Raw genomic sequence first — 469 nt, 5'->3', positions numbered from 1 at the left:
TTGGTGACCAGTGTCCCCGTGGTTTCATCCTTGCCGGTGCTCGCCATGGTTAACTCGCCGTCACTCTGCAACAGCTTGAGCGCATAGGCCGCCTGCCGCACGCCTTCTTCTTCGGCGATGGCCAGTATCTTGTGTTGCAGATTGGTTTCCCCCAGATAGAACAGGCTCTGGCCGGTCATGGCGCTGTACTGGATGCGCTCTTCTTCCGGTATCAGGTTCAGTACCGCCTCCATCAGACTACTTTTCCCCGCCGCGCTGCTGCTCTGGATCAAGACGGCCAAGGGTTTGGGCAGTTTGCGGCTCACGGCCGCCAGATAGCCCGCCAACAGGTTGGTCGATTCACCGACAACCCCACAGGCGCTCAAGTCTGCGGTGATACGCTCTGTCAGGTTCGGAGCTTGCAGCAACGCTAAGGCGGCCGCCCGCTCATCGGCGCTCAGTTCAGGCTGCACGGCTTGGGGGGCTTCTC

The 469-nt window shown here is 60.8% G+C and carries 1 pseudogene; it reads right to left on the bottom strand.

What is annotated here, in order from left to right:
• A pseudogene (locus tag Xsze_RS21555) lies at nt 1-469 on the bottom strand (DNA primase); the annotation flags it as partial.

The sequence above is a fragment of the Xenorhabdus szentirmaii DSM 16338 genome (assembly GCF_002632585.1).
Lineage (GTDB): Bacteria > Pseudomonadota > Gammaproteobacteria > Enterobacterales > Enterobacteriaceae > Xenorhabdus > Xenorhabdus szentirmaii.
Note: the sequence above shows the minus strand (reverse complement) of the source record. Positions and strands in the feature narration are given on the sequence as shown.